Genomic DNA, 22,752 nt, shown 5'->3' with positions numbered 1-22,752 from the left:
AATCCAAGGGACGCCTTATTGTGTCGCACTGATCTTAACCTCCCCGGCATCCGTCCAGGCGCGCTCTTGCGGGCGGTACATGTCCTCCACCCGAGCCTGTGGATGAGCGAAGCGCCCGGGCGAGACCGCGCGCACCGCGTAGGCCAGGCGAAAATGCTCGGGATCGCTGGCATCGCGGTTCACGGCGGCCAGCATGCGATCAGCCAGGAAGGCTTGATAGTCGGGCCGCGCCAGCGGCTCGGGCCCTTGTTGCAAGCCGGGCAGTCCGCTGAGATCGCCAGCGGCGAGCAGATGCGGATTGTCGATTTCAAATCCGGCTGGCAGCGGATCCTCGACCATCAGGCGCGCGGCGGCGCGCCGGTCGGCGGTGATGTCGAGCACCGCGATCAGGCGCATGCCTTGGGTGATCTCGCCTGCGTCCACCAGGTTGCCGGACAAATCATGGAACTGGCGACTGATACGATAACCCTGGCCGCCAGCGGTCGGCGGGGTGCGCGGCTGACCGGTCAGGGTGACGATGGCGGTTTGCGCTTGCGCGCCGAGATTGCGGATCACCAGCGGCTCGGTTGCCAGATCGACGGCGTCAAAACGCCTGTTCCACGGACCTTTGTGGGGCTGACCGTCGATCTCGAGCTCCGGGGTGGTGGCGCCCGTCATCTGGGCTTGGGCAGCGAGAACCAGCCAGGCTTGTTCCTGCGTGCTCAGGCTTTGACTCAAGCCGGAGCTGTCGGTTTTGGTCGTGGCTCGCGCATTCACCTCCCGCGCCAGCTCAGCCAGCGGCAGGGCGTCGGGTAGATGCTCGGCGGCGAGCGCGAGCAGAGCCGCGCCATCGCGCAGATGGGAGCCGAAGTCCGGTCGCCAACCGGCATCCTCCAGACTGGCGTCGCGCGCTTGCCACAGCTGGTAGGCGGATGCAAAGGCCTGCCGAGCGCGCGGTTGCGCACCCTGCAGCGCCAGCGCCGCGCCGAGCTGGGCACGCGCCATGGGCGTGGCGAATGCATTCAACTTGGTTTCGAAATAATAACGAATATCGCCCAGGGAGATGCGCCCATTGCGCGCCAGCACATTAAGCGCATAGGCGATGCCCTGGCCGCCGTGGTCGAAGTCCGAGCTGTAGGCGAGGCGGTTTTTCAGATTATCGAGTGCCAGCTTGAAGGCGGTCTCGGGCGTGTCATAACCCTGCTCGGCCGCGCGTGTGAGGAAGTCGGTCACATAGGCATCCAGCCAGAGCTCCTGCTCCTGGTCGCCGCCATCATGGGGCGACCAGAGGCCGAAACCACCGTCGCTTGCCTGCTTGCCAATCAGCTCGCGGATGGTCCCAGCGATCCGTTGCCTGAGGTCTCCATCGGGTTCGACATCAAGCGCCCCATCGCCGCCCTGCCCCGGCGCCGTCTGTTGAATGCCCAGCGCCAGGCTGTCGACATAGAGCAGAGGCAAGGCGCGACTGGTGAGTTGTTCGGAACAGCCGTAAGGATAGCGATCAAGCGCCTGCAGCAAACCGACCACATCAAGCCCGCCGGCGCCCGTGATCGAGACCTGCCAGGACTCGGTCCCCGTCACCAGGGCCTGGCGAGCGGCCTCGCCCAGCCGCACGTCCAGCAGGCCGGTGCCGAGTTCAAGACCGGGGCCACGCGGGGCAATCTCGCGCTGCTCGCGCATTTGCACCGGTGGAGTCAGATCCCGCACCTGCAGCCGCAGGCTCTTGGTGAGCTGCTTGCCATCGGGCGTGGTGAGTGCCAGATCGAGCTGGCCCTTGCCGGAGGCCAACGCCTTAAGGGGGAACTCTGCACGCACGCGGCCTTCAGATGCGATTTCAAACTCGGCCGCAGCGGGCCCGTCGAGCGCAAGTGCCACCCCGTCGCTAGCAAGCTCCAGGCGCACGCGCCCTGTTGGCCCCTCGACATGGGCCAAATCGACCAGGAGCCGCGAGCTGTCACCTGGCGCGAGAAAACGCGGTAGCGAAGCGGTGAGCACGATGGGATCGCGAATCAGAGTGTCGCTCGCGGCATGACCGACGCCATCGGCGCTCCAGGCCATGGCCATGATGCGTGCCCGACCGTTGAAATCAGGTAATTCAAAGCGGACCTGGGCGCGGCCCTCGGCATCGGCCGCTAGCACGCCGGAGTGGAAGGCCAGCAGGGCCTCGCTGGGCGGCGGGCCATCCACGCGCATCAGGGCCGCGGCATCGCCACCGGTGCGCAGGCGGCCGGGCTCGCCCTGCATGGGGTCGATCAGCCGACCATAGAGATCGCGAATCTCGAATCCCAGGCGGCGCTGGCCGAAGTACCAGTCATCCGGCGCCGGGGTTTTGAAATCAGTCAGGTTGAGAATACCCTCGTCGACGGCGGACAGGGTCAAATAGGCCGGCTCTCCGGCGGGCAGGTTGGTAATCCGCAGCCCGATTGGCAGTGGACCGCGTGGCTCGACCTGTTCCGGGGCCTCCAGGACCAGGTCGAGTCGCCTCGGGCCCGGATCGACCCCCGCCCATTGCAGCCCGAGCGCGCGCTTGGGCATGCGTTTGGCCGCGACATCCAGCGGGCGATAGAGCGCGGCGGTAATGTACGCACCACTGCCCCAATCGGCGGTGACTGGGAGTTCAATCTCCCCGCCCTGCTCCGTGACCCGCACCGGGTGCATACTGACAATGCCCTGATTGATCACCATGACCAGCGCCAGCCCTGGAAAGCGCGGTTGAAGATGCACGCGCGCGGTCTCGCCGAGACGGTATTGGGCTTTGTCCAGCACCAGTTTGACGGCATCCGGAGTGTCGTAGGCCTTGGGCGAGACATACCAACCGGCATCGAACGCCAGGCTGACCGGCACCAGGGCACCCGCGCCCTCCCCGGCCCGCACCTCCAGCTCATAGGCGCCCCAATCGACGGGCATTTCCAATTTGGCCGGTGCCGAGGCGGTCAACTCCAGCTGACCGCTGGCGACCCGGCGGCGCTGCTTGATGGGCTCGAAGCGCCAGTTGCCGTCGCGCTGATACCACTGAAAGGAGGTGCTAACCCGCGACAGGGTCCAGGCCAGATCGGTTGCCGCCATGGGCTGGCCGTCGGCATCCAGGGCAATGAGTTCAAATTCCGCCTTGTCGCCTTCCGGCAGCGCGCCATCGAACAGCGGCTTGAGGCCCAGCCGCGCGCGCTTGTCGACCAGCGGCAGTTGCAGCTCGCGCTCGACCGGCCGGCCACTGGCCTCGATCACCCGCACGCTGATGTCGGCGCGCAGCAGCTGGCTTGCCGAGACCCCGTCGGGCAGCTCGACCGGCAACTCGGCGCGGCCCTCGGTGTCGGTCTCGGTGCCATCGAAGAGTTCAAGTTCAGGCGTGAACTCCTCATCCGCCAACCCAAAGCGATAGCCGGGAAAGGCCGCCAGAGCGCCGCTCGCGACCACCCGCGCCTGGCCCTCGACACGCAGACTGGCCGCCGGGGCACCGTAGAGATAGCGCGCGTCCAGCTGCAACAGGGGCGGATTGCTTGGGTCGATTTCCTTGGCCTGGGTGTCGAGCCCGAACGCCAGGCGTTCGGGCTCGAAATCCTCGACCAGAAAAGTCACGCGCGCGAGCGCTGGCTCTTCGGGGTCGAGATGCACCGCTGCCTGCCAGGCACCGCGCATGGCATCCGGCAACAAGCCAAGATCAAGCCCATGGGCGCCCAGTCCCAGGTCGGGGGCTGGCTGCCGCAAGAATTCAACACCATCCGGGCGCTTGATAATAAAGGTCAGCGGCAAATCGGGAATGGCGCCTGCCAAAGGATCGCGCGCCAGTGCCGTGAGCGCGACCCGCTCGCCAGGGCGATAGACACCGCGTTCAGTCGTTAGAAAGACATCCACTGGATCGGGTGCCGGACGGCCTGCCACGCCACGATCTGTTAGATCAAAGGGGCTGGCGTTGAGATCCAGAAAACCATAGTCGCCACTTGGGCTTTCAGCCGTGAGCAGCGCGGCGCGATTGCCGCCAGTACCGCGCAGCAGGCCGGGATCGAAACGCGCATGGCCACTGGCATCGGTGCGCGCCTCCCCCAGCACCTGTTGGTTGACCGCCAGCAGGCGCAGGCGCACATCGGCCAGTGGCTCGGCGCTGGCAAGGGAACGCACCAGCGCATGCAGGCCATCGTCGCCGGAAAGCGCCGTGAGGCCCAGATCGGAGATTAAGAACCATTGGGTGGCGAGGCTGTAGTCCTGATCCAGGCGCTCGCGCGAGCGCGCGGTCAGCACATAGATACCAGGTGCCAGGCCGCGATCAACAGGGCGACCACCAATCAATTCGGCCAGCGGGAGGCTGGAGGTAATGTCTTTATTGAGCACATTGCGCACCTCGAACTCGCCTTTCCAGAGCGCTTCGCCGGAGCGCTCGGCCAGTTCATTGGCACTGTCTTCATTCAGGGTCTCGAACAGATTCTCTTGCGCCGCCAAGCCGCCGAGGGCGCGATCCCCAATGCGATAGAGCTGGCCCTGGATCACATCGGTGTTGACCGAGACAATGGGCAGACTGGCCCCGCCGCCACTGGGCAGCACATAGGCGCGACCGGGAAAATGCACCGAGGGCCGACGGTCGCGCACATAGACCTCCAGCTCAACTGTCTTGGGCAGCGTCTCGCCATCGTGCGCGGGCAGACCGGCGCGCAGGCCAATGCGATAACGCTCGCCGTGACGCACGCCGTCGATGCAGATGGCGCGTTCCTCGGGCTCGATGGCGAGATCCGCCTGCTCAAGGGTGACATAGTCCGACAGAGGCGCGGCTTGCTCGGATCCGGCGCCAGATTGGCTTCCATCCAGGGCTAGCACATCGGAGAATTGCACGCAAATGCGCGGGTCGCTCGCATCCGATGACACCTCATGGCCGGTAATGCGAAAGCCGTGCTTGGCGATGAGCTTGTCGAGATGCTCGCGATAATTTGGGTTGTCCGCCACCGCCAGGGAGGCGCGCCAGGCACGGATGGCACCGCGCCAGTCCGACCTCAGTTCCAACGCCTGCCCGAGGGAGGCCAGGGCATGCGCGGCACCGGTTTTGGTGTTCGCGCTCAGGTAGGCATTTATGGCCGCGGCGCTGGCCTCCTGCTGCATGTTCCGGCGTTCCTTCCAGCCGTTGGGACGATAGGCCAGGGCCGCGCGCGACAGGCCAAACCAGGCGGCATGGCGCTCGGCTCCGCCCTGTTGCAAGGCTTGCGTATAGAGCTTGATGGCCGCTTGGGGATTCTTGTTCTGGCGCTCGGTCTCGGCCTGTTGCAGCAGGGCCAGCGGCGGAGGGCTGTTGGCGGCCGCCGGGCTGGGTTGCAGGCGTGTGCGCTGTTGTTCAGCCTCCTCGAGATAGGACGCCGGGAGGAACGCGAGCGCCTCGGTGCTTGGTGGCCAGACCTCTTTGGTACCATTGCTGGCCGCCGCCGAGAGGGATCCGGACAGGCCAACTAAAGACAAGATCAGCAGGGCTAGGATGATCAGGGATCGCGAAATAAACGGCAACCAAGCGACTGGCGCCCACTGGCGGAGTCCGGCGGTTGTCAACATGATGGCGAATCTCCGTGGTGGCCTGACAGGACAATTGCTTGGTTGCTGAGTTGCCTTTTAAGGGAGTTTGATCCTCCAGGTCAACTCCGCGCGACCCCAGGGGCGAGGGCGACTCTTCCAGCTAGGTCACCGCTCCCGAACCTGGCCCGAAATTGGCCCGAAACCGGCCCGAAACTGGCCCGAAATTGGCCCGGTCAGCTTAATCAACCCGCAAAAATTCGGACCTATAGTGCTTGAGTTCGGTAATGGACTCGCGGATGTCGGCCAAGGCTTCGTGGCGGTTCTCCTTCTTGAAGCCGTCCACCACCGCCGGGGCCCAGCGCTGGGCCAAAATCTTCAAGGTACTGACATCCAGATTGCGATAATGAAAAAAAGCCTCGAGCCGCGGCATGAAGCGGGCGAGAAACCGGCGATCCTGGCAAATACTGTTGCCACACAAGGGCGATTTCCCGGCCTGGCAGTACAGCTGCAAAAAGCGCAACATTTGCTGCTCGGCCTCGGCTTCGTCGGAATCGCTAAAGCGCACCCGCTCAATCAGGCCGGACTCGCCATGATGCTCGCGATTCCAGTCATCCATGGCCGCGAGCACTTCTTCTGACTGGCGGATGGCAATACAGGGCCCCTCGGCCACCACCTTGAGCTGACTGTCGGTGATAATCACCGCCATCTCCAGGATGCGATCAGTGAAGGGATCGAGCCCGGTCATTTCCAGATCCATCCAGATCAGGTTATCTTCGCTGGCCGCCATAGTATGTCAGCTTCCTATTGAACCACAGGAGAATGCAGAATGACCCAAGTCGCAAATCGCTCGTCCAAGTCACTTCAAGTTCCGAACACCAATCTTCCAGCCAAGAGCCTTCCAGCCAGGAGTCTTCCAGCCAAGAGTCTTCTGGCCAACAGTCTTCTGGCCAACAGTCTGCCGACCAAAAGTCTGCTGGCGGCTGCCCTGCTGCTGCCGCTCGCGGCTTGGGCCGCGTCGGATGCAGCCGCGGAGCCTGAAACCGAAGCCGCCACCGACATGGCGGAGGCGGGAACGCTGTTTGAATCCAATTGCACCAACTGCCACGGCAGCGAGGTCTATACCCGTGACGACAGACGCGTTGCATCCTTGAGCGGGCTTGAGGCCCAGGTGCGGCGCTGTGAAACCTCGCTTGAACTGCAATGGTTCGATGAGCAAGTCATGGCCGTGACCGATCTTCTCAATACGCGATATTACCACTTCAAGCCCTGATCGCATCGGCCAGTCGAGATGCCACGGCGACGGCTGTCGGAGCAGCAACTCAAGCGCGTTCGGGCGATTCAGGAACGGCGCCGCCAAAAGCACGACATCCGCGCCGAGGAGCAAATCGCCTGTGCAGGAGACGCCACCACCCTGACCGGGCTGGTCGTGGTGCGTCATGGCGCCAACCTGGCGGTTGAGCGCGACACTGGACAAGTCATACACTGCGTGAGCCGCCAGCACATCGGCGATCCAGTCTGCGGCGACCGTGTCATCTGGCGCTCGACTGGCGAGGGAACAGGGGTCGTCACCGCCATTGAGCCACGCCAGTCGCTGCTGAGCCGACCAGATGCGACCGGGCGCGGCAGGCCCTTGGCGGCAAATCTCACCCAACTCGTGGTTGTTTGCGCACCCGAACCGCTGCCAAGCGGGGATTTGATCGATCAATATCTAGTCGCGGCTGAACACATCGGCGTTCATGCTTTGCTCTTGTGTAATAAGTCGGACCTGCTCGGCACGGCAACCGAGGCGGCGGTGATCGGGAAACTCGCCCTCTACCGGCATATTGGCTATCCGCTGTTAACCCTGAGCGCACGCGACCGGGAGGGACTGGACGCTCTGAGCGAACATCTGCGCGATGAGATCAGCGTACTAGTGGGTCAATCTGGCGTCGGCAAATCCTCCATCACCCAAGCCATGCTGCCCGATCAGGAGGTGCAGATTGGCCAGTTGTCGCGCGCAACCGGACTCGGGCGGCATACCACCTCGGCGGCGAATTGCTATCGGCTGCCTGATGGTGGACATCTGATCGACTCCCCAGGCGTACGCAGCTTCCGCCTGCCAACACTCAGCACGGGCGAGCTTGAGTTGGGATTTCGCGAATTCCGCCCGCATCTTGGTCAGTGTCGGTTCGCGAACTGTCGCCATGAAGTCGAACCGGACTGCGCCATTCGCGCGGCGGTCGATGGCGGGCAGATCGCGCCCGAACGACTGGCGGTTTTTCACCGCCTGCTCAAGCGCGAGGATCGGAGCGCCGCACCTGAGCGCCACCCGTCATGAAGCCGCCTGAGGGCGCGGGGCGAAAATAGTCCGCGCAGGGATCTACACGGCGGCGAAATCAAGCTCGAGCGCCACCTCTCGGGGCGGCGACTGGCCGCGCGCGCCAAGATCGAAATTCCGCCACAAGTCCGCGTAGCTCAAACCGAGTTCAGGATGCCCTTCCTCCGGTGCCACCGCGGCCAGAGGCGCAAGCACGAAAGCATAGTCAAGAATCTCCGGGCGCGGCACCTGGTAACCCTCAATGACACCCGTCAGCTGACCATAGGTGAGCAAGTCCAGATCGAGCGTGCGCGGAGCGAATTTGTCTTGGCCGCGCACCCGGCCATGGGCATCCTCAATGGCGCAAAGAAGCGCATTGATGGCGGTCAGGCCCAGCCGTGTCTCAATCCCGACCACCAGATTGAGAAAGGGCGGTCCCTCGGTGCCAACTGCCTGGGTTTCAAACACCGGCGAGACCAGCAGATCGCCAAAGCGCTGATGCAGGTCGCGCAGCCCATCACGGATCGAGGCTTCGCGACGCAAATTGCTGCCAACACCAATCCAACAACGCATGCCTTACCCTGGCCTCTGGCCCCGCTCGATGATCACGCCAACTCCCTCGGCATCGGTCACCGCGCCGATTTTGTTCAGGCGCAGGCGCACCCAAGGCACGCCAAACTCCACCCGGATCAGGCTCGCGCAGGCCTCGGCCAGGGTTTCGACCAACTCGAAGCGAGCCTCGCCCACGAACTCCTTGAGCCGCTTGGCCACGGCCTTATAGTTGAGGGCGTGCTCAATGCGATCACTCGCCGCGGCGGCGGCAAGGTCGGCGGCCATTTCAATATCCAAAATCACCGGCTGACGGATGGCCTTTTCCCACTCGTAGATGCCAATGGTGGTCTCGATGCGCAGTCCGGTTAAAAAAACAGTATCCATGTGCCTTTGTGTGCATACCCTCGGGTCATCGCTGGAACGAGGATAGGACATCGCCCCCGTCATGACCAGCCCCAATCGGCGCCCGAGCCACCGCCGTCGCACGCGGACACTTGACCCCAAGGCGCCCAAGCCGTCAAATGGCGGCCATGAACATCCTAGCCCTCATTCTTCCCGCCGCGCTTGTCCTGTTGGCCTATCTGCTTGGCTCGGTTTCAAGCGCCATCATTGTGTGCCGACTTATGGGCCTGCCAGACCCCCGCACCCAGGGCTCCGGCAATCCGGGCGCCACCAATGTGCTGCGCATTGGCGGTAAGCAGGGCAAGCGCGCCGCGGCCATCACCCTGCTCGGCGACAGCCTCAAAGGCCTGCTGCCGATGCTGGCCGCGCATCTGCTCGGCGCGGGTTACGAAACCCTGGCCGCCGTGGGTCTGGCGGCCTTTCTCGGACATCTGTACCCGGTCTTCTTCGGCTTTCGCGGTGGCAAAGGGGTGGCAACGGCCCTGGGCGTGCAGTTTGGTCTCTACTGGCCCGTCGGCCTGTGCGTGGCGGCCATCTGGCTGTTCGTTGCCAAGGGGCTGAAGATTTCCTCGCTCTCGGCACTCATTTCCATGGCGCTGGCGCCCGTCATTGTCTGGTTCTTCCGTCCGGAGCCTGAGTTGATTGGCATGCAGCTGGTCATCACCGGTCTGCTGTTCTGGCGCCATCGCAGCAATATCCGCAAGCTGATTGAGGGAACCGAGGGCAGCATCGGCGCTGACTCAGGCCCGGCCGACTCCGCCTGATAAAGAAATCGAGCTGGTCCGAGCGGATCCGCGCGAAACTGAATAAGCCCCCCCTTGATCCCCGAACCTCCCAAAGCCAACCACATCCTGCTGCGCGGCCTGCGCCAACATAACCTCAAAAATCTCGATCTCGACCTGCCGCTCGGTGAGCTGATCCTGGTCACCGGCGTGTCCGGCTGCGGCAAATCCTCACTGGCCTTCGATACCCTCTACGCCGAGGGCCAGCGCCGCTATGTCGAGACCTTCTCGCCCTATGCGCGGCAGTTTCTCGACCGCATGGACCGCCCGGTGGCGGATCGCATCGAGGGGATTCCGCCGGCCATCGCCATCGATCAGACCAACCCGGTGCGCAGCTCGCGCTCCACCGTCGGCACCATGACGGAGCTGAATGATCACTTAAAGCTCCTATTCGCGCGCGCGGCGCGGCTATTCTGCCATGGCTGTGGGCATGAGGTGCACCTGGACACCCCGGCGAGCATCTGGGCCGAACTGCGCCGACGCAGTGCTCGGCTGACGGGCGATGATCCACCGCGCGCGCTGATCTGCTTTGCCGTCGCCGTGCCCGAGAGCCTCACCATCAGCCAGGTGAAAGAGCTGTTGGCCCAGCAGGGCTATGCGCGCATCTTGAGCGAGTCAGACACCATACTTGAGGTCATTCAGGATCGACTGCGCCTGACTGACGACAATCGCGAGCGCGCGCTGGAGGCCATCGAGGCGGCACTGGATCAGGGCCACGGCCAGATCCGTGTCTATCCGCTCGATGCCGAACGCGCGGCGCTCGCGCCCTGGTCCTTCTCCGCCGCGCGCCACTGCCCGGACTGCGACATCCGCTATCAGGAGCCGCGACCGGGGCTGTTTTCCTTCAACTCCCCGGCGGGCGCCTGCCCGCGCTGTCGCGGCTTTGGTCGGGTGATTGGCATCGACTGGGATCTGGTGATTCCGGATCAGAGCAAATCCCTGCTGGAAGGCGCGGTCAAGCCAATCCAGTCCGATAGCTATGCCGAGGTGCAAGAAGACCTGATCGGCGCCGCCCATCGCCAGGGCATCCCGACCGACATCCCCTGGTCGGCCTTGACCGATGCGGATCGCCGTTGGGTGATCGAGGGCGAGGGCGATTGGGACTCGGGTGTTTGGTATGGTCTGACGCGCTTTTTCGACTGGCTGGAAGGCCGCGCCTACAAAATGCATGTGCGGGTGCTGCTGTCGCGCTATCGCAGCTACGAACCCTGCCCAGACTGCCAGGGCGCGCGACTGATCGACGAGGCCTTGGATTGGCGCATCGGCGGTCATGAGCTGGCCGACCTGGCGCTGGATCGGCGGACGCGCTTTCGCCATGGGCGTGTCACTATGCCGGAGATGGCCTGGCTGGGACTGCCGGGGCTGAATCTGCACGATTTGATGACGCTGCCGCTGGACCGGCTGGCGGCTTTTTTTGACGGCCTGGAACTCCCCGGCAGCATGGATCAGGCGCTGCGGCTGCTGCTCGATAACATCCGCAATCGGCTGAATTATCTGCGCACCGTGGGCCTGAGCTATCTGAGCCTGGATCGCCAGTCGCGCACCCTCTCGGGTGGTGAGGTGCAGCGCATTAATTTGACCACGGCGCTCGGCACCTCGCTGGTCAATACGCTCTTTGTGCTTGATGAGCCCAGCATCGGCCTGCACCCGCGCGATCTCGACCGCATTCTCGGCATCCTCCAGCGGCTGCGCGATCAGGGCAACAGCCTGGTGGTGGTCGAGCATGATCCGCAACTCATCCGCGCGGCGGATCGCGTTCTGGATCTCGGCCCCGGCCCCGGCGAGCGCGGCGGTCACTTGCTGTTCAACGGCCCGCCGGCGGCACTGCGCGACCACCCTGATTCCCTCACCGGCGCCTATCTCAGCGGTCGCCGTCGGGTGGGAGCGGCTTTAGCCGCGCCAGCCAAGCCCCGTCCGGCCGCCCCGCCGCAGCCCGAAGAGCCACAGTTGCGTGTGATCGGCGCCAGCCAGCACAACCTCCAGTCCCTCGATATCGCCTTCCCCCTGCGCCGCCTGGTAGTGGTCACCGGCGTGTCCGGCTCCGGCAAATCCACCCTGATTCATCAGGTCCTCTACCTGGGCCTGAGTCGGCTCAAGGGTCATGCCGAGGGCGAGCCCGGCGCGTGTGACCGTATCGAGGGCGCCGAGCTGATCGAGGATGTCATCCTGATCGACCAAGCCCCCATCGGGCGCAGCGCGCGCTCCAATCCCGCGAGCTATGTCGGCGCGCTCGACCCGCTGCGCAAATTGTTCGCGGCCACGCTTAGCGCGCGCGAGCAGGGCTTCAAGGCCGGGCATTTCAGCTTCAACTCCGGTTCCGGGCGCTGCCCCGGCTGCGGCGGCTCCGGCTTCGAGCAGGTGGAGATGCAGTTTCTCTCCGATGTCTATCTGCGCTGCCCGGACTGCGACGGCCAGCGCTACCGCCCCGAGGTGCTCGCCATCCGCCTGCCCGAAGACAGCCCGCTGCCCGGCGCCAACATCGCCGAGGTGCTAAATCTCACCGTCGCCGAGGCGCTCGCCGCCTTCGGCACGGATCGGGACATGGTTCGCGCCCTGCAACCGCTGCGCGAGGTCGGCCTGGACTATGTCCGCCTCGGCCAACCAGTGCCGACCCTCTCCGGCGGCGAGGCGCAGCGTCTCAAGCTCGCCGGCCATCTCGCCGCCCATCTGAACAAGGCCGGGCGGCGGCGCAAAGGCGCGCTGGCAACACCCGGCGGCCTGTTGTTTCTGCTCGACGAGCCCACCACCGGCCTGCATGCCGACGACATCGCCACCCTGCTCGGCGCCTTCCAGCGGCTGCTCGACGCCGGTCATTCGCTGATCATCATCGAGCACAATCTCGACCTGATGCGCGCGGCGGACTGGATCATCGACTTAGGCCCCGAGGGCGGCGACCAGGGCGGCGAGCTGGTCGCCAGCGGGACGCCTGACACTCTGGCACGCCACCCGAACAGCCACACCGGGCGCGCGCTGCGCGAGGATGCCGACGCCAGCGCCGCCCTCGCCACCGCGCTCGACAGAGTCGCCGAAGCCCCGCTGATCGGCTATGGCGGCACAGCCGGGCCCGCGGGAAACCATATCGGCATTCGCCATGCGCGCGAGCACAATCTGAAAGACCTGTCGCTGGACATCGAGCGCGGGCGCTTCGTCGTCATCACTGGTGTGTCCGGCAGCGGCAAGAGTACCCTGGCCTTCGATGTCCTCTTCGCCGAGGGCCAGCGCCGCTATCTGGAATCGCTCAATGCCTACGCGCGCCAATTCGTTCAGCCAGCGGCCAAGGCCGAGGTCGATGCCATCTTCGGCATCCCGCCGACCGTGGCCATCGAACAGCGCACCAGTCGCGGCGGGCGCAAGAGCACCCTCGGCACCCTGACCGAGATCCATCATTATCTGCGCCTGCTCTTCGTCAAGCTCGGCATCCCCCATTGCCCGGACTGCCAAGTGCCGGTCGCGCCCCAGAGCCTGGAGGCCATTCTGGCGCAACTGGTCGAGCACTTTGGTGGTCAACACATCGAGTTACTCGCACCCAAGGTGATCGCGCGCAAGGGGATTTACAAAGACCTCGCCGAATGGGCGGCGAAACAGGGCCATGACCATCTCATCGTCGACGGCGAAGCGCTGCCGACCGCCACCTGGCCAGCGCTCGACCGCTACCGCGAGCATTCCATCGACCTGCCGCTCGGCACCCTCCGGCTCGACCCCGACGCGCCCGCCCCGGCCCGCGCGCTGCTCGAAACCGCGCTGCACGCGGGCGATGGCCTGGTGCGGGTGCGCCCGGTCGATGCGCCCTACAGCGCCGCGCGCACCTTCTCCACCCAACGCACCTGCCCCGGCTGCGGACGCGGTTTCGCCGAACCCGACCCCCGCCTGTTCTCCTACAACTCGCGCCACGGCTGGTGCCCGAACTGCTTCGGTACCGGGGTGCAACTGAGCGGTTTCGATGCCGAGCAGACCGGCGAGGAACGCCAGTGGCAAGAGACCAACAGCGCCGTTCAGACCTGCCCGAGCTGCCACGGCCAACGGCTGAACCCCGAGGCGCTCGCGGTACGCTTTCGCGACCAGTCCATTGGTGAGCTTTCGGCACTGACTGTCACCCAGGCCAGCGCCTTTCTCAGCAGCCTGGCATTGAACGACCGCGAAGCCGCCATCGCCAGCGACCTGCTCGCCGAGGTGCGCGGGCGGCTCGGCTTTCTCGACCAAGTCGGGCTCGGCTATCTAACGCTCGACCGCGCCGCGCCGACCCTCTCTGGCGGCGAGGCGCAGCGCATCCGCCTCGCCGCCCAGCTCGGCTCCAACCTGCGCGGCGTCTGTTACATCCTCGACGAGCCCAGCATCGGCCTGCACGCCCGCGACAACCAACGCCTGCTGACCACGCTGGAGGATCTGCGTGATCGCGGCAACTCGGTGCTGGTGGTCGAGCACGATCAGGAGTTCATGCACCGCGCCGAGGAAATTATCGACCTGGGGCCTGGTGCTGGCGTCCAGGGCGGACGCCTGGTCGCGCGCGGAACCGCCGCCGAGTTGATAAACAATCCCGACTCCATCACCGGGCGCTATCTGGCGCGTGCCCGCGTCGAGTTGGCAACCGCCGCGTCCGCTGCGCCCGATGCGCCCGATGCGCCCGATCCACAACAGCAGTTGCACATCCAGGGCGCCAGCCTGAACAACCTGAAACACCTGGATCTCGCCATCCCCCTCGCCCGCCTGGTGTGCGTCACCGGCGTCTCCGGCTCCGGCAAATCCACTCTGGTGCGGGATGTCATCGGCGCCTCGCTGCGCAACCTGCTCGGCGCCATCGGCCCAAATGGTCGCCCAAATAGCCATCCAGACAAGCGCCAGCGCCGCGCCCAAGTCATCGGCTGCCGCTCCCTCGGCGGCTGGCAAGCGCTCGCCCGGGTGCTGGAAGTCGACCAAACCCCCATCGGCAAAACCCCCCGCTCCTGCCCGGCGACCTACGTCGGCTTTTGGGACAGCATCCGCAAACTCTTCGCGTCCACGCCCGAGGCCCGCATGCTCGGCTGGGGCCCCGGCCGCTTTTCCTTCAACACCAAAGGCGGACGCTGCGAGGCTTGCGAAGGCCAGGGCTTCCAACGCCTGGAAATGAGCTTCCTGCCCGATGTGACGCATCTGTGCGAAGTCTGCCGCGGCAGCCGCTTCAATCCCGAGACCAACGCCATCCGCTACCTCGGCCACCGCATCGGCGAGGTGCTCACCATGCCGGTCGATCAAGCCGTTGAGGTCTTCCACGCCCACCCCGCCATCAAACAACCGCTCGAACTGCTGCAAGCCATCGGCCTCGGTTATCTCAGCCTCGGCCAACCCAGCCCGACCCTCTCCGGCGGCGAAGCCCAGCGCATCAAACTGGTCAGCGAACTCGGCAAGGCCCGCACCAGCCTCGAAGGCACCGCCATCCGCCCAACCCTCTACCTGCTCGACGAGCCCACGGTCGGTCTGCACATGGCCGATGTCGAACGCCTGATCGCCGTGCTCAGAAGACTGGTCAGCGTTGGCCACTCGATGCTGGTGATCGAGCATGATCTGGACCTGATCGCCGCGGCGGATTGGGTGATCGATCTGGGGCCGGAAGGCGGCGATGCGGGCGGGGAGCTGGTGGTGGCGGGGACGCCCGATTCGCTCGCCGCGACAGGGAGCGGCCACACGGCGACTCACTTACGCGACTCCCGTTGTACCGCCTCATTGTGAGGTGGTTCTGGCCGCGGTTAGACCTGGATGGCCACCAGGTTTCTTCAATGATGCAAATGCCTTGATCAATAATGCGACCATACCGGCCCAGCAAAAAGCCGAGCTCCCAGCGCATGATTTTCTGTTCGACTTTGATACCCGACAAATCCTACTCAAGACGCGCAATATCGGATATGGTGGCAACAGAACCGGCCAAGGCATCGCGAAAGGCCTCTTTCTGTGCTTCAGCCGTGGCTAGCGTCGGTTAGGTTAACGCCGCCAAGCACGGCATCCAGCTCCAGTTCGATGGCCTCGAAGGGCGGGATGCGGGCGCGGCCGCTGCCGTCGAGCCTGGCGATCTCGCGCCAGTCGCCATCGATCAGGCGATAGGCGATCAACCGCCGCTCCTCGGGCCAGATCAGCCAGTAATCGGGCACGCGATGCCGCTTCAGCAACAGCGGTAGCAGAATGGTGTCCTTCTTCTCATGTCCGGGAGAGACGATCTCGCAAACCCAGTCCGGCGGCAGATCGATGACGCCATTGGGTGGCTTGGGCAGCCGCTCGCGACGCCAGCCGGCGAGATCGTGCGAGGGGCACTCCTGGACTTCGTAGGCGACGCTGACCTCGGTGGCGAACCACCAGCCACCGCCAGATCGATCGCGGCCACCGAAAGGATAGAGCTCGCCGCGCAGGTTGCCCTGCGCGACGCCGTGGGCAAAGCGCGCCATCGGTCGGCGCACGAGGTCGCCACCGATGAGTTCCACCCTCTCTTCCGGACTTAACAGCAGATCGTCGACAGTGTGGAGTTTCAGTGCTTCCATGGAACGCCTCCGGCAATGAGTCGAGACGCCGGCTGTCGAGACCATATCCGCGCACGACTCGCCGGCGACTCACTTGCGCGATTGAATGATGCCGTTCAATAAGCGTGACTTTCCTGAACTGATCCGAGCAACAAGCCTTTCCTGATGCCTCGGTTTCGCCAAGTACGTGGTCAGATCGGCAGTGGCACATCCTCGTACAGGGTATCCAATGACACCTCCACATCCAGACAGTCCAGACGCAGGCTGCCCTCGGTGATGTGCTCCATCGCCCAATCGCGGTAGCGCCGGTAGATCTCCACCGCGCGCAGATGCTGTTCAATCAGCACATAGGCTTGCAAGCTCGCGATGGTCTGGTAAGCCAGAAACTTCTCCCGCCGATCGAGTCGGGCGGTGGAGTCCGACAGCACCTCGACCAACAGGCAAGGATGGCGGCGGTAGTAGGTCTCTCGGTCGTGGGGATCACAGCCGAGCAACAGGTCGGGATAATAAAAGATGTCCTGACCGGCGATCGCAAGCCTGACCTTCATGTCGTTGGCGAACAACTGGCAGCCAGTGCCGCGCAATCGCGGGCGAAGAAAGGCATACAGATTGCCGACGATGAGTCCGTGCCGGTCGCTGGCGCCGGTCATGGCATAGAGCTCACCGTCGATGTACTCGTGACGCACATCCGCGCCATCCTCGGCGGCGAGGTAGTCAGCGACGCTCAGGCGCAATCGGGGGGCAAGGTTGGTCATCTTATGATCCTCTCTTTGTCCAGCGACGGAAGCGGCACCTTAGACCTTCGGTCAGGATGAATCAAGCAGACAGGTCAGCCGGATCAAGCGAAACGGAGTCGCGACCACGGACCCTTGTCACCAATGGCCGGTTAGTTTTAATGCTGCGCACGGCGCGCCCGAATCCCGAGCGCGGTGGGTTAGTCCATGACTCTCGCGATCAGATCCAGCAGTGATTTGTTCAGCAATTGATCGCAACGATTCGGTCGTTGTCAGGGGGATTCGCCTTTGATCAGAACCACCCGCTCTTCCGGACTCAACAGCAGATCGTCGATTGCGTGGGGTTTCAGCGCTTCCATCGAACTAACCTTACTCATCGCCAGACTGGAGTTACGGAAATGGAAGTAACCCGCCCAGCCACGCAGGCTGCGCTCGACCCTCCCCACCACATCGCCGAGCGGAGTGCAGGTCAGTTCCCTTCGTGTTAAGTCCGTCACTTTTTCCATGATTTTACCCACGGCTTTGTCCGACAGGCGCACATTGGGGTATTATTTGCCGGTCTTGTTGCCTCGGCTCATCTGAGGCGTGAAGCCCAGAAAAATGAAGCCCGATTCCTTGACATCCACCACATGGGCCTTTATCTCAATTGGCGTCTCGTTGAGCGTAAAACCCAGTCGATCCATGACGTGGCAGACGACCTTCAGCAGTTATTCCACGCACTGCTTGCAGACCACGACAAAATTATCCGCATAACGAACAATGCGCGCCTAGTGATCGAGTGGGCCAATCTGCCAAGTTCGGCTGGGTTTTGCGTGTGATCTCGCCACCACAACTGACAATTCGCGCTGTGCTGACCGGTTTTGTGCTTGGCGCTTTGCTCGCGCCCTGCAATGTCTACAGTGGGCTGAAGATCGGCTGGTCATTCAATATGTCCATTGCCGCGGCGCTCTTGAGCCATGGCTTCTGGACGGGGCTGCATCGTCTGGGACTGGCACGGCCCTGGGGCATGCTCGAGAACAACATCAACCAGACCACGGCCTCCTCGGCCGCGTCCATCATCTCCGCCGGGCTGGTGGCGCCGATACCGGCATTGACGCTGCTAACCGGGCGTGAGCTGGCCTTTCCGGTGCTGGCTGTGTGGGTCTTCACCGTCAGCTTCACCGGCATTGTCTTGGCCATCGGATTGCGCCGGCAGATGTTGATCGAGGAGCAACTGCCCTTTCCCAACGGGGTGGCGGCGGCCGAGACGCTGCGCGAGATCCATGGCCGCGGGCGCGAGGCCATGGCCCGCATCGCCTGGCTGCTCGGCGCGGGGTTGATGGCCGGTTTGGTCAAGGCCGTCGATGCTTTCTGGCAGCGATTGCCGGCGCTGGTGCCCTTGTCGAAATCCTGGGGTGTCGATCTGGCGGCGACCTGGGGGTTGGCGGCGCAGGGTGTGAGTCAGCTTAGTCCGCGCAACCTGGGCTTCGTGCTGGAGCCCTCACTGATGATGATCGGCTTCGGCGCCATTGTCGGCGCGCGGGTAGGGGTTTCGATGTTTGCCGGCGCGTTGCTGGCCTGGGGCTGGCTTGGTCCCTGGGCCCTGGCCAATGGTTGGATTCCGCCGGGTCCGGCCGATCCTGGGGCGTCCTGGTTCAATGCGCTAGTCGACTGGCTGTTGTGGCCGGGCGTGACCTTGATGTTGGTCGCGTCCCTGACGTCCGTCGGCTTTTCACTGTTGCGTCTGGCGCGGCGCTGGATGGCGAGCCGGCGCGGCACCTTGGTCAGGGCTGACGCCGAAGCCGGGGGCAAAGCCGAGCTCAGTGGCGAGTCCATGACCGGCACCGACGAGGCCCGTTTGCATATCCCCTGGAGCTGGTTCTGGGGCGGACTGGCGATCGCGCTGATGATCTCGACCTGGGCGCAACATGCCATCTTCGCGATTCCGATTGGCCTCGGCCTGTTCGCGGTGTTACTTACCTTTGTCCTCGCCATTGTCGCGGCACGGGTGTCGGGCGAGACCGGCATTCCGCCCATCGGCGCGCTCGGCAAGATCACCCAGCTCAGCTTCGGCGCGCTTGCGCCGGCCAATACCACGGTTAATCTGATGGCGGCCAATGCCACCGGCGGCGCGGCCGGGCAATGTTCCGACCTGCTGCATGATCTTAAAACCGGCATGCTGGTCGGTGCGCGAGCGCGGCTGCAGACTATCGCGCAGGTCTTCGGCATTCTTTCCGGCGCGCTGGCCGGGAGTGCGGCCTATCTGATCTTGATCCCCGATCCCCAGGCCATGCTGCTCACACCCGAATGGCCGGCGCCCGCCGTGGCGACGTGGAAAGCGGTGGCGGAGGTACTGGCGGCTGGACTCGGCAGTTTACCCAAGGGAACCGTGCCGGCCATGGCTGTCGCCGCCCTGGCAGGGGTAGCGCTAGCCGTGGCCGAAGCTTTGGTCCCGAAGAAGCACCGCCATTGGGTGCCGAGCGCACCAGCGCTCGGCTTTGCCTTCGTGATCCCGGCCTCAATCAGCCTGGCGCTGTGTTTGGGCGCCCTGCTTGGTCTGCTCGCCCGCGCCTTGGCGCCGAACTGGCACCGCCGCTTCCTGATTGTCGCCGCCGCCGGGCTGGTGGCGGGCGAAAGCCTGGTCGGCGTGCTAGATGCCTTGCTGCAAATGCTCGGTGACGCGGTGCATTAGCGGGCAACATCAAAAACACTAGCGCGAGGCCACCTGTCTGACATATCCCTCCGCATCGACAGACCCTGCCCTGGAGGCAGGACTGACCGCGCAATTGTCTCGGATCAAGCGTGACTTACCATCATCAATGAATGGTTGGTACAATGGTCGTTTTCGAAGCTTTTCAATAACACGCGGGCAAGCATGACGAAACAATCACCGAACAAAAGACAAAACCAAGTGTTGTCAACGGTTATAGGTAAAGGTCCAGATTCATTTTTCGAGTATCGCATCAACTACGAGCCGACAGTCGATAAAAACATCCCTCGTCAGCTTCGCGATCAAATAGAAGACATTTTCCCGCTTATTCAGTCCGACCCTGTGCAAGCAATTGACAGGTTGACGACTTTAAAGAAAAGATACCCAAAAATTCCGCTCATCTCCAACCATTTGATCGCGGCTCATGGCATGCTTGGTAACAAAGCAATCAGCCGCGATTTGGTTATTGAAAATTACCAGGAAAATCCTGATTATATATTTGCGAAAATTAACTATGCCCAAATGTGTCTGAAAGCAAATCAACCTGAAAAGATCCCTGAAATATTCGAAGAAAAATATGATTTGAAATTACTCTATCCCAAGCGAGATGAATTTCATGTTACTGAATTCGCCGGGTTCACTGGCGTCATGTGCGTCTATTTCAGCATGATTGGCGAAAAAGACTTCGCCAAACGGTATTACGATGCCTTGTTGCAAGTCGCTCCTGATTCAGACATCGCGACTTACACCAGGCACTTTATTAAACCATCGCTTGTCGAAAAGCTAAGGCTATGGTTGCAAGCAAGGTTAAGAGAGAATGAGAAAAAGTTAAAACAGGCTAAGAAACTGGGCGACAAGAAACCCAAGAAGGAGAATGATACCCATTTTTCCGCCTGACTGCGGAGAATATACCTTCTAGCACTTCCAGGAGCAGCATCCCTATCATTCTTATCCAGGGTTCGGAGTGAGCGAGAGCGAGAAACAGGACATCGCCAATCCCCAGCGATCAAGGCGATTGATGCCCGGAGCCAAGTGCTTGGAGCCACTACAGCAGCCGGCGCGCCGCCTAAGAGCAGCTGTACCGCAAGCTCACCGGTCCGGGGGCAAGGATCCGCGGCGGGAAGTCCCTGCATAGCGACCCTGCATATCGAGTTCGGCGACGCGCCGCTATGATGCTGCGTCGCTTGGGAGTCATAAAAATATCAGGGGGCTTTTGATTTGTTCGCGTGGTTGCGCGCCACCGAGGCGCATCCACTCATCGCCAGCTCGATTTTTCATGACGAATTCGAGTTTATTCACCCTTTCGCCGATGAGAATGGCCGCAGGCATGGGACGACTGTGGCAGAACCTGATCCTGACCCATTGGAACCCGCTGTTCGCGGACATTCCGGGGAAAAGTCTAATTTTCGAGCACCAGGAAGAGTATTACCAGGCGATCGCCGAAAGCACCCGTCAGAGCGACACCGGCCCCTTCGTCAGCTTTGCGGATGATCCTGGAGGTTCTCACCGCATCCACCCCCCCCAAATCAGCCCCCAAATCAGCCCCCAAATCAGCCCCCAAATCAGCCCCCAAATCAGCCCCCAAGTCAGCCCCCAACGCCCTGCTGGCGGCCATCCGGAGCGAAATTCGCCGCGACGCCCTGCAAGCCGCGCTTAGTCTCACGGACCGCAAATCTTTCTTCGAGCGCTACCCCAAACCCGCCTTGCTCGATAGCCTGATCGAAATGACAATCCCCGACAAACCCAACAGCCGCCTGCAGAAGTACCGCCTTACCGACAAGGGCCGCCAACAACGGGCGCAGCATGGCGGCGGATGATCGCCAAACAGCCGGCCGCACTGTTACCTCGCTCTCTGACTCCAGCCTGCTAGCGCGTTCTGACGCTCCAGCGTCCAGTGGCCTTAGGCAAGACAAAAGGACATTGAACAATGCATGAAAGCCACCAGCCGCTGTTCAGCACCGCGTATCTCCGCTCCCTGTGGGCACAGGATTTTCCCGCCTTCCAACAGTCCGACGCCGCCCTGCACTCCTCGACCGACTAAACAACTGGGCCGACAAGGACTGGCAGCAAGAAACGGCGGCGGGTAGCACCTTTATCGATCTGTTTTTCAAGCAAACCTGGGGCTATTGCGCAAGCGGGGAAGGAGAAAAAGGGAGTGGTTACACCCTGATTCCAGAATTTGCGGTGAAAGGGGCGGGTTCCGGCGGTGGGACCGGCATGAAGCCGCTTTACGATCTCGGGAAAGCGGAAAATTTGACGATGACCAATGGTATCGATTCGGTCTCCACCAAAATATCGACAAACAGGAAATCCCTAAGCTTTCCGTAGCTCAACTCGTGCCCGGAATGCGTGTCTGCTTCGATTCCAAATGAACCAGCTTGCCTATCGGCTCTATGGATTGACCGTGGAAGCGATTCGATTCGTGGAAAGCGGATAGCGTTAGACGCTAGAAACCGCTCCAGAATCGCCGCTACCTGGTTACAAGCCGCCGCGAGTTGATTATGATCATGCGCAGAGACTGTCGGCACACGCACCCCTCCTCACCTCATCTGGCTTTTCCATGTCCATCGCCCGTCATCGCAAAATCGCCTTGAGCCATACGCAGAAGGTTCCCGCTTGGGCGGTCGAGGAAACCGACCCGAGCGCCTGGCTTGAACACAGCGTCCGCCCGCTACTGGCGGGGCTGCCAGTCGCGGTCACAATGGCTCACGACTTTGCCGGTCGAAAACCCAATCAGGATTCTTTCCCTGACACGGCACTGGTGGTCGGCGACGTCCGCCTCAACAAGGAGCGGGACTATGACACGGGAATCGGTTTTTATCTCTATTGGATCGGTTCCCAGCGCCATGTCGCCATCGCCCCACGCGAAATCGGTCAGCGCTGGCGTTATCCCTATGATCGCCTGAGCGACTGTCGCTATTTCGCCGAGCCCGGTGCACTGGTCGCGTTAGTGCACGAGCTGCACCAGTTTATCGAGGAACAAAAATTCAACGCCCACAAGCGCGAGAAAGTGCGCAACCTGCAACGCCAGGCCATCATCGGGCAGTTGCGTGAACTGGCCAACCAGGAGCAGTTTGCCTTTTTTGTTGAAAACACGGCTCGCTTGATAAAAATCTCGATTCGACTCAGCGATCATTTGCAGGTGACCATTTCGGTTCCTTTTTCCGAATTTGAGAACACGCTGCCGCAGATACGCGAGATGGTGCTGAATCTGCGCGCCCTGCACGAACGGAAAATTCGGGTGAAAACCGCTCAGGCGCGGTATTCCGCCCCCTGGATTCTGCCCGAGTCACCAGACCCTGGCGCCGCCGCTTAGCCCGACAGGCTACCCGCGCTAGGAAAGGGCATT

Annotated in this window: 17 protein-coding genes; 10 read left to right on the top strand and 7 right to left on the bottom strand. The window is 62.9% G+C overall.

From position 1 onward, the window contains the following. Window positions 1-15 precede the first annotated feature (15 nt). Both Thiowin_RS09330 and orn read right to left on the bottom strand, forming a co-directional pair. Entirely contained in the window at window positions 16-5,505 is a 5,490-nt protein-coding gene (locus Thiowin_RS09330) for an alpha-2-macroglobulin (protein WP_328987459.1), read from the bottom strand. A gap of 199 nt (window positions 5,506-5,704) precedes the next feature. Next, window positions 5,705-6,253: an oligoribonuclease gene (gene orn, locus Thiowin_RS09325; RefSeq protein WP_328987458.1), complete on the bottom strand. Its 549-nt coding sequence runs from the start codon at window positions 6,251-6,253 to the stop codon at window positions 5,705-5,707. A gap of 39 nt (window positions 6,254-6,292) precedes the next feature. Between orn and Thiowin_RS09320 the strand changes: the two genes are divergently transcribed. Then, window positions 6,293-6,736: a hypothetical protein gene (locus Thiowin_RS09320; RefSeq protein ID WP_328987457.1), complete on the top strand. Its 444-nt coding sequence runs from the start codon at window positions 6,293-6,295 to the stop codon at window positions 6,734-6,736. 18 nt (window positions 6,737-6,754) lie between these two features. Next, on the top strand, window positions 6,755-7,783 hold the full coding sequence (rsgA, locus tag Thiowin_RS09315) for a ribosome small subunit-dependent GTPase A (RefSeq protein ID WP_328987456.1): 1,029 nt from the start codon (window positions 6,755-6,757) through the stop codon (window positions 7,781-7,783). Between the two features lie 42 nt (window positions 7,784-7,825). Here rsgA and folK read toward each other — a convergent pair whose 3' ends face one another. Next, entirely contained in the window at window positions 7,826-8,335 is a 510-nt protein-coding gene (gene folK, locus Thiowin_RS09310; RefSeq protein ID WP_328987455.1) for a 2-amino-4-hydroxy-6-hydroxymethyldihydropteridine diphosphokinase, read from the bottom strand. Window positions 8,336-8,338: 3 nt separating this feature from the next. Then, window positions 8,339-8,698 carry a dihydroneopterin aldolase gene (gene folB / locus Thiowin_RS09305; protein ID WP_328987454.1) on the bottom strand — a complete coding sequence of 120 codons (360 nt, stop codon included), beginning with the start codon at window positions 8,696-8,698 and terminating at the stop codon, window positions 8,339-8,341. Between the two features lie 137 nt (window positions 8,699-8,835). On the opposite strand from folB, the gene plsY reads away from it, so the two are divergent. Together plsY and uvrA are read left to right on the top strand one after the other, a co-directional pair. After that, window positions 8,836-9,480 carry a glycerol-3-phosphate 1-O-acyltransferase PlsY gene (gene plsY, locus Thiowin_RS09300; protein WP_328987453.1) on the top strand — a complete coding sequence of 215 codons (645 nt, stop codon included), beginning with the start codon at window positions 8,836-8,838 and terminating at the stop codon, window positions 9,478-9,480. 57 nt (window positions 9,481-9,537) lie between these two features. Then, window positions 9,538-15,201 carry an excinuclease ABC subunit UvrA gene (gene uvrA / locus Thiowin_RS09295; protein ID WP_328988045.1) on the top strand — a complete coding sequence of 1,888 codons (5,664 nt, stop codon included), beginning with the start codon at window positions 9,538-9,540 and terminating at the stop codon, window positions 15,199-15,201. 224 nt (window positions 15,202-15,425) lie between these two features. Here uvrA and Thiowin_RS09290 read toward each other — a convergent pair whose 3' ends face one another. The 3 genes from Thiowin_RS09290 to Thiowin_RS09280 form a co-directional block, all read right to left on the bottom strand. Beyond that, entirely contained in the window at window positions 15,426-16,001 is a 576-nt protein-coding gene (locus Thiowin_RS09290) for a Uma2 family endonuclease (RefSeq protein WP_328987452.1), read from the bottom strand. A 170-nt stretch (window positions 16,002-16,171) separates the two neighbouring features. Next, window positions 16,172-16,735, bottom strand: a complete 564-nt coding sequence (locus Thiowin_RS09285; RefSeq protein ID WP_328987451.1) for a Uma2 family endonuclease — start codon at window positions 16,733-16,735, stop codon at window positions 16,172-16,174. Window positions 16,736-16,986: 251 nt separating this feature from the next. Continuing rightward, a complete protein-coding gene (locus Thiowin_RS09280; RefSeq protein WP_328987450.1) occupies window positions 16,987-17,232 on the bottom strand; it encodes a group II intron maturase-specific domain-containing protein in 246 nt (81 codons plus the stop codon). Between the two features lie 296 nt (window positions 17,233-17,528). On the opposite strand from Thiowin_RS09280, the gene Thiowin_RS09275 reads away from it, so the two are divergent. The 6 genes from Thiowin_RS09275 to Thiowin_RS09250 all read left to right on the top strand — a co-directional run bounded on the left by Thiowin_RS09275 (window position 17,529) and on the right by Thiowin_RS09250 (window position 22,719). Then, window positions 17,529-19,385, top strand: a complete 1,857-nt coding sequence (locus Thiowin_RS09275) for an OPT family oligopeptide transporter (RefSeq protein WP_328987449.1) — start codon at window positions 17,529-17,531, stop codon at window positions 19,383-19,385. 183 nt (window positions 19,386-19,568) lie between these two features. Beyond that, window positions 19,569-20,300: a hypothetical protein gene (locus Thiowin_RS09270; RefSeq protein WP_328987447.1), complete on the top strand. Its 732-nt coding sequence runs from the start codon at window positions 19,569-19,571 to the stop codon at window positions 20,298-20,300. Between the two features lie 321 nt (window positions 20,301-20,621). Continuing rightward, window positions 20,622-20,894: a Fic family protein gene (locus Thiowin_RS09265; RefSeq protein ID WP_328987445.1), complete on the top strand. Its 273-nt coding sequence runs from the start codon at window positions 20,622-20,624 to the stop codon at window positions 20,892-20,894. Further along, window positions 20,891-21,220, top strand: coding sequence for a Fic family protein (locus tag Thiowin_RS09260; RefSeq protein WP_328987444.1), 330 nt, complete (start codon window positions 20,891-20,893; stop codon window positions 21,218-21,220). The genes Thiowin_RS09265 and Thiowin_RS09260 overlap by 4 nt, the downstream gene beginning before the upstream one ends. Before the next feature lie 160 nt (window positions 21,221-21,380). Further along, complete coding sequence (locus tag Thiowin_RS09255) at window positions 21,381-21,731, top strand: hypothetical protein (RefSeq protein WP_328987443.1); 351 nt, start codon at window positions 21,381-21,383, stop codon at window positions 21,729-21,731. 232 nt (window positions 21,732-21,963) lie between these two features. Next, entirely contained in the window at window positions 21,964-22,719 is a 756-nt protein-coding gene (locus Thiowin_RS09250) for a hypothetical protein (protein WP_328987442.1), read from the top strand. Window positions 22,720-22,752: the final 33 nt, after the last annotated feature.

It is taken from the genome of Thiorhodovibrio winogradskyi (assembly GCF_036208045.1).
Lineage (GTDB): Bacteria > Pseudomonadota > Gammaproteobacteria > Chromatiales > Chromatiaceae > Thiorhodovibrio > Thiorhodovibrio winogradskyi.
The sequence above is the reverse complement of the archived record's forward strand: the minus strand, read 5'-3'. Positions and strand labels throughout refer to the sequence as shown.

What these genes read in the sequence shown, in the direction of transcription:
- Thiowin_RS09250 (WP_328987442.1), top strand. Translation starts at nt 21,964, where the DNA reads ATGTCCATCGCCCGTCATCGCAAAATCGCCTTGAGCCATACGCAGAAG.
- Thiowin_RS09285 (WP_328987451.1), bottom strand. Translation starts at nt 16,735, where the DNA reads ATGACCAACCTTGCCCCCCGATTGCGCCTGAGCGTCGCTGACTACCTC.
- folK (WP_328987455.1), bottom strand. Translation starts at nt 8,335, where the DNA reads ATGCGTTGTTGGATTGGTGTTGGCAGCAATTTGCGTCGCGAAGCCTCG.
- folB (WP_328987454.1), bottom strand. Translation starts at nt 8,698, where the DNA reads ATGGATACTGTTTTTTTAACCGGACTGCGCATCGAGACCACCATTGGC.
- Thiowin_RS09320 (WP_328987457.1), top strand. Translation starts at nt 6,293, where the DNA reads ATGACCCAAGTCGCAAATCGCTCGTCCAAGTCACTTCAAGTTCCGAAC.
- orn (WP_328987458.1), bottom strand. Translation starts at nt 6,253, where the DNA reads ATGGCGGCCAGCGAAGATAACCTGATCTGGATGGATCTGGAAATGACC.
- Thiowin_RS09290 (WP_328987452.1), bottom strand. Translation starts at nt 16,001, where the DNA reads ATGGAAGCACTGAAACTCCACACTGTCGACGATCTGCTGTTAAGTCCG.
- plsY (WP_328987453.1), top strand. Translation starts at nt 8,836, where the DNA reads ATGGCGGCCATGAACATCCTAGCCCTCATTCTTCCCGCCGCGCTTGTC.
- Thiowin_RS09260 (WP_328987444.1), top strand. Translation starts at nt 20,891, where the DNA reads ATGATCCTGGAGGTTCTCACCGCATCCACCCCCCCCAAATCAGCCCCC.
- Thiowin_RS09330 (WP_328987459.1), bottom strand. Translation starts at nt 5,505, where the DNA reads ATGTTGACAACCGCCGGACTCCGCCAGTGGGCGCCAGTCGCTTGGTTG.
- Thiowin_RS09270 (WP_328987447.1), top strand. Translation starts at nt 19,569, where the DNA reads ATGACGAAACAATCACCGAACAAAAGACAAAACCAAGTGTTGTCAACG.
- rsgA (WP_328987456.1), top strand. Translation starts at nt 6,755, where the DNA reads ATGCCACGGCGACGGCTGTCGGAGCAGCAACTCAAGCGCGTTCGGGCG.